This window comes from Pseudomonas sp. Sample_24 (assembly GCF_004307605.1).
Taxonomy (GTDB): Bacteria; Pseudomonadota; Gammaproteobacteria; order Pseudomonadales; family Pseudomonadaceae; genus Aquipseudomonas.
In genome coordinates, this window is the sequence record NZ_RCNW01000300.1 from 4,308 (window position 1) to 10,252 (window position 5,945).

Below are 5,945 nucleotides of genomic sequence, written 5' to 3' on the forward strand. Positions count from 1 at the left end.
GGAATGCCTCAAGGGACGCTCAGCGTTCCAATGGCACGCAAAGCGTCCCGGGCTGCGTTCCCACGCAGAGCGTGGGAACGATCATTAAAGGGTCAGCAGGCTCGCGCCTGCATTTGTAGCGGCGTTTTCTGATCGTTCCCACGCGCTGCGTGGGAATGCCTCAAGGGACGCTCAGCGTTCCAATGGCACGCAAAGCGTCCCGGGCTGTGTTCCCACGCAGAGCGTGGGAACGATCAATAGGCCACCGTGCTGGTTTGGAGCGGTGTTTACAAGCCCAGATCCGACAAGCCCGGGTGATCATCAGGGCGACGGCCCAGCGGCCAATGGAATTTGCGCTCGCTTTCCTTGATCGGCATGTCGTTGATGCAGGCAAAACGATGGGCCATCAATCCGTCCTCGTTGAACTCCCAGTTTTCGTTGCCGTAGGAGCGGAACCAGTTGCCCGAATCGTCGTGCCATTCATAGGCATAACGCACGGCGATGCGATTGTCGGTGAACGCCCACAGCTCCTTGATCAACCGATAATCCAGTTCTTTGGCCCACTTGCGCGTCAGAAAGCCTTTGGCTTCTTCTCGGTTGTAGGCGAACTCGGCGCGGTTGCGCCACCGAGTGTCCAGGGTGTAAGCCAGCGACACGCGCTCAGGATCGCGGGAGTTCCAGCCGTCTTCGGCGAGGCGGACTTTTTCGATGGCCGATTCACGGGTGAATGGCGGCAATGGCGGACGAATTTCGGCATTAGACATATCAAGTCTCCGTATACAATCAAGTTAAAACACGTTGTCGGGCTTGGTTAAGTTGTTACAGGTCCAATAACTTTCGCGCCATGCATTGCGCATTATCGGCGGCACTGTGATCACCCATGACAAGCGCCAAGGTAATGGCACCATCGATCAGGATCAGCAGCTGTCTGGCCAGACTCTGCGGATCCTCGGCACCATATTCGGTACACAGCTCGCACACGTAGTCGAGCAGCTTTTGTTTGTGGTCTTTGGCGACCAGCCGGACCGGGTCTTGCGGGTCGCCGGTTTCACCGCTGGTGTTGATGAACGCGCAGCCGCGAAAGCCTTCAGAGTCGAACCAGGACTTGAGCACGCTGAACAGATTGAGCAGGCGGTCCGCCGGGGTCCGGGCTTTGCCGACTTCAGTTCTGTACCAGTGCATCCAGCGTTCGTCACGGCGTTGCAGGGCGGCGACGACCAGCTCCTCCTTGTTGGCGAAGTAGCGGTAAATGCTCTTTCTGGAGACGCCGGCGGTTTTCACCAGAAGATCCATGCCAGTGGCAGCGATGCCACTTTTGTAGATCAACTTTTCGGTGACATCCAGAATGATGTCGCGTGTGTCATTGCTAGTGATTTCGTTCATGTGGCAAATAGTAGAACGATCGTTCTTCTTGGTCAAATGTTTTTCCATTGCCCATAAAACCGCCATCGCTGGCAAGCCAGCTCCCACAGGGAAATGCGATCAACCTGTGGGAGCTGGCTTGCCAGAGATAGCGTCATTGTGGACACCCACAAGACCCGAGCCGATCCATGGTGTAAGCTCTCAAACTCTCTGGATTCGACCCATTGCGAGCCCTATGCCGTCGCTTTTCAAACGCTCCCTGCTGCCTAAACTGCGCAGTTTTCCGCTGACCGCCGATGCCGTCACCTTCCTCAGCGGCGCCGCCGAGTTCCGTCGTTGCCTGCTGGAAAAAATCGCCAGCGCCACCCAGCGTATCTATATCGTTGCGCTGTACCTGCAACAGGATGAGGCCGGCCAGGAAATACTCGATGCCTTGCACGCGGCCAAACTGGCGCGTCCACAGCTGGACGTGGTGGTGGTCGTCGACTGGCTGCGCGCGCAGCGCGGTTTGATCGGTGCCGGCAAGCAACCGGGCAATTCGGCCTGGTATCAGGAGATGACCCGCACTCATGCCAGCGAAGTGCCGGTGTATGGCGTGCCGGTGCAAACCCGCGAGCTGTTCGGCGTGTTGCATTTGAAGGGCTTCATCATCGATGACTGCGTGATTTACAGCGGCGCCAGCCTGAACAACGTCTACTTGCACAAGCTCGACAAGTACCGCTACGACCGTTATCACCTGCTGCACAACCGTGCGCTGGCCGATTCCATGCACCACCTGGTTCAACACGGTCTGGTGGCTTCCAAAGCGGTGCATCGCCTAGACCTGCCGAACCTGCCGACCACCCGCAGCCTGCGCAATGACATCGGCGATCTGCGCAGCCGTCTCAAGCACGCTGCGTACGACACCACCCAGGGCTCCACGGACAAGAGCGGTCTGTCTGTCAGCCCGTTACTGGGCGTGGGCAAGAACAATCCGTTGAGCCGGGTGATTGGCGAGCTGATCGGCAGCGCCCAGCATCAACTGACCATCTGCACGCCATACTTCAACCTGCCATTGGCCGTAACCCGGGATATCAACCGGGCGCTGGCGCGGGGTGTGAAGATCGATATCGTGGTTGGCGACAAGACCGCCAACGATTTCTATATTCCACCGAGCGAACCGTTCAAAGTGATTTCGGCGCTGCCATATCTCTACGAGATCAGCCTGCGCCGATTCGCCAAGCGCCATCAGCGCAACATCGACAGCGGTCAGTTGAACCTGCATCTGTGGAAGGATGGCGACAACACCTACCATCTCAAAGGCATGTGGATCGACCAGCGTTACACCTTGCTGACCGGCAACAACCTCAACCCGCGAGCGTTTCGCCTCGACCTGGAAAACGCCTTGCTGATTGATGATCCAAAGGGCGAGTTGTTGGTGCCGCGCCGTGCGGAGTTGGCGCAGATTTTCCAGCACACCCGGCGCATCGAGCGTTTTGGGGACCTGGAAACATTGCCGGACTACCCGGCGGGGGTGGCGAAGTTTCTCAAACGTGTGAGCCGGGTGAGGGTTGAGCGGTTGCTGTACCGCATTCTTTGAATGTGTGGCGTGGCCACTGGCGCAATCGCGAGCAGGCTCGCTCCTACAGGGGATGCAGTGCGCTAATATGCCCCCCACTCAAACAAGAACAGGGCTTGTCGAGCTCAATGTCGGAAAAAGACACCATCTCCATCCAACTGGTGCGTGAAGCGCTGTTGCAAAGTTGCGCCCCGGGCGTTGTGACCGACGAGGTGTTGCACAAGGTCGGCATCGAGCCGTTGTTGTTGAACAGCAGCACCGCACGGGTTCCCGCTACGGCGTACGCTCGACTTTGGCGATTGCTGGCGCGGCGCGGGGACGATGAGTTTTTCGGCATGGACCCGCGCAAGCTCAAGTCCGGCAGTTTCGAATTTCTGTGCCGCTGCGCCATGATTCAGCCGAATGTCGCGGCGGGCCTGACCAGCGGCCTGGGCTTTTTGTCTTTGATGCTCGAATGCATGCCCGCCGAGTTGGTGCGCCAGCAAAGCCTGGCGGAAATCGTACTGCTGGAAAACGATCACGAGCCGCGCCGCGCCTTTACCTATTTCACTTACTGGATGATCGTGCACGGCGTGGCGTGCTGGTTGGCAGGGCGGCGGATTCCGATCCTGGCCATCGAATTGCGCTGCCCCAGGCCGGACTTCTGTGATGACTATCAGGTGATGTTCTCCGAAAACCTGCGGTTCGACCGTCCACGCACGCGGATGATTTTCTCTGCCGATTGCCTCGATCTGCCGATCAAGCGTACAGCGGAAGAACTCAAACGCTTCCTGGCTCATGCGCCGGCCAACATCCTGGTCAAATATCGCGATCCGCAAAGCCTGGCCAGCCGTATCAAGCACGACCTGCGGCAATTGCCCGCCGAGCAATGGCCAGAAACCGAAGCGCTGGCACAACGCCTGTGCATGTCCGCTTCGACCCTGCGGCGCCGCTTGGCCGAAGAAGGTCAGACGTATCAAGCGCTCAAGGACAGCGTGCGCAAGGAACTGGCGATTGTCTGGCTGGCCGAGCCGAGCATCAGCTTCGCCGAGATTGCCACACGGCTGGGGTTTGCCGATGCGAGTTCGTTCTACAAGGCGTTTCGCAAGTGGTCGGGGTCCAATCCGGGTCATTATCGGAGTTTGATTCTCAACGAAGCGAGCTAGACACTGATCGTTCCCACGCTCTGCGTGGGAATGCCTCAACGGACGCTCCGCGTTCGGCTTTGGATGGGACGCAGAGCGTCCCGGGGTGCATTCCCACGCGGAGCGTGGGAACGATCATTGCGCCAGGTGGGATCTTGGCCAAACCAGTCAAGCAACTTGATAACTTTGACCATTGCCCCGCACACCGTGCAGAGCGAGTATTTCCCTGTTGTTTACGGTTCCCCCAACCAATAAAAAACAAAGGGATTCTGGCAATGCGCGATTACTTGTCTGCTGTTTCACAGTTCGATTATCAGCACACCGTCGACGCTGCACTCGCGGGCGATCTGACCGCCCTCAATGCCTGCGTCGAATGTTGCGACCGGCATGCGTTGCCCGGGCGGATCGCATTGTTTTGGGAGGGACGCGACGGCGCCAGCGCCACGTACACCTTCACCGATCTGCAAGACAAAGCCGCGCGCTTTGCCAATTTCCTGTTGGCCCAAGGCGTAAAAAAAGGCGACAAGGTCGCCGGCCTGTTGCCACGTAACATCGAATTGCTCATCACCGTGTTTGCCACCTGGCGCATTGGCGCGGTCTACCAGCCGCTGTTCACCGCGTTCGGCCCCAAAGCCATTGAACACCGCCTCGGCTGCTCCGGCGCCAAAGTGGTGGTCACCGACGCGGTCAATCGCTCAAAACTCGCCGAAGTCGCCGAATGCCCGACCATCGTCACCGTCGCAGGCGCAAAAGGCCAAGGCATCGTACGGGGCGATTTCAGCTTCTGGGCCGAACTGGCCAACTATTGCAACGATTGCGAACCGGTGATGCTGAGCGGCGAAGACCCGTTCCTGCTGATGTTCACCTCCGGCACCACCGGCCCGTCGAAAGCGCTGTCGGTACCCCTGAAGGCCATCGTCGCGTTCCAGAGCTACACCCGCGACGCCGTGGATCTGCGGCCCGAAGACGCATTCTGGAACGTTGCCGACCCGGGTTGGGCCTACGGCATCTATTTCGGTGTCACCGGGCCGATGTCGATGGGGCATCCGATCACGTTTTACGATGGCCCGTTCACCCTCGAAAGCACCTGCCGTGTCATCAACAAATACAGCATCACTAATCTCACCGGCTCGCCGACCGCTTATCGTCTGTTGATCGCCGGCGGTGATGAGTTCGCCAAGTCGATCAAGGGCAAGCTGCGCATTGTCAGCAGCGCCGGTGAGCCGTTGAACCCGGAAGTGATCCGCTGGTTCGCCGATCAGCTTGGCGTGGTCATTCATGACCACTACGGCCAGACCGAACTGGGCATGGTGCTGTGCAACCACCACGCACTGGAACATCCGATCCACATGGGCGCCGCCGGTTTTGCCTCGCCGGGTCACCGCATCGTGGTGCTCGATGATGAATACAACGAACTGGGTGTCGGCCAGCCGGGCATTCTGGCGATCGACCGGACACAGTCGCCGATGTGCTGGTTCGCCGGCTATGAAGGCGCGCCGACCAAGGCCTTCGTCGGCCATTACTACTTGAGCGGCGACACCGTCGAGTGGAATCCGGATGGCAGCATCAGCTTCGTCGGCCGTAGCGATGATGTGATCACCACTTCAGGCTACCGCGTCGGCCCGTTCGACGTGGAAAGCGCGCTGATCGAACACCCGGCGGTGGTCGAAGCCGCGGTGGTCGGCAAGCCCGATCCGGAACGCACTGAGCTGGTCAAAGCCTTCGTCGTGCTCAGCGCGCAATATCGTGCCGCGCCGGAGTTGGCCGAAGAGCTGCGCCAACATGTACGCAAGCGCCTGGCGGCGCACTCGTACCCCCGTGAAATCGAATTTGTCAGCGAATTGCCGAAAACCCCAAGCGGCAAATTGCAGCGCTTTATCTTGCGCAACCAGGAAATCGCCAAGGCTCAAGAGGCCGCGGCG

At 59.1% G+C, this 5,945-nt stretch carries 5 protein-coding genes; 3 read left to right on the top strand and 2 right to left on the bottom strand.

All coding sequences use genetic code 11. The annotated features are described in order from the left end of the window. Nucleotides 1-266 precede the first annotated feature (266 nt). Together D8V06_RS16255 and D8V06_RS16260 are read right to left on the bottom strand one after the other, a co-directional pair. Nucleotides 267-743 (bottom strand): nuclear transport factor 2 family protein, encoded by a 477-nt coding sequence (locus D8V06_RS16255; RefSeq protein WP_130931311.1) that lies wholly within the window; start codon nt 741-743, stop codon nt 267-269. 55 nt (nt 744-798) lie between these two features. After that, the gene (locus D8V06_RS16260; RefSeq protein WP_130904921.1) at nt 799-1,362 is read right to left on the bottom strand and encodes a TetR/AcrR family transcriptional regulator; all 564 of its coding nucleotides are present in this window, start codon (nt 1,360-1,362) and stop codon (nt 799-801) included. 214 nt (nt 1,363-1,576) lie between these two features. Here D8V06_RS16260 and pssA point away from each other — a divergent pair, with 214 nt between their 5' ends. The 3 genes from pssA to D8V06_RS16275 form a co-directional block, all read left to right on the top strand. After that, a complete protein-coding gene (pssA, locus tag D8V06_RS16265) occupies nt 1,577-2,920 on the top strand; it encodes a CDP-diacylglycerol--serine O-phosphatidyltransferase (RefSeq protein ID WP_130907507.1) in 1,344 nt (447 codons plus the stop codon). A 107-nt stretch (nt 2,921-3,027) separates the two neighbouring features. Continuing rightward, complete coding sequence (locus tag D8V06_RS16270; RefSeq protein ID WP_130931313.1) at nt 3,028-4,044, top strand: AraC family transcriptional regulator; 1,017 nt, start codon at nt 3,028-3,030, stop codon at nt 4,042-4,044. 254 nt (nt 4,045-4,298) lie between these two features. Further along, a partial coding sequence (locus D8V06_RS16275) for an AMP-binding protein (RefSeq protein ID WP_130931312.1) occupies nt 4,299-5,945 on the top strand: 1,647 nt, incomplete at its 3' end.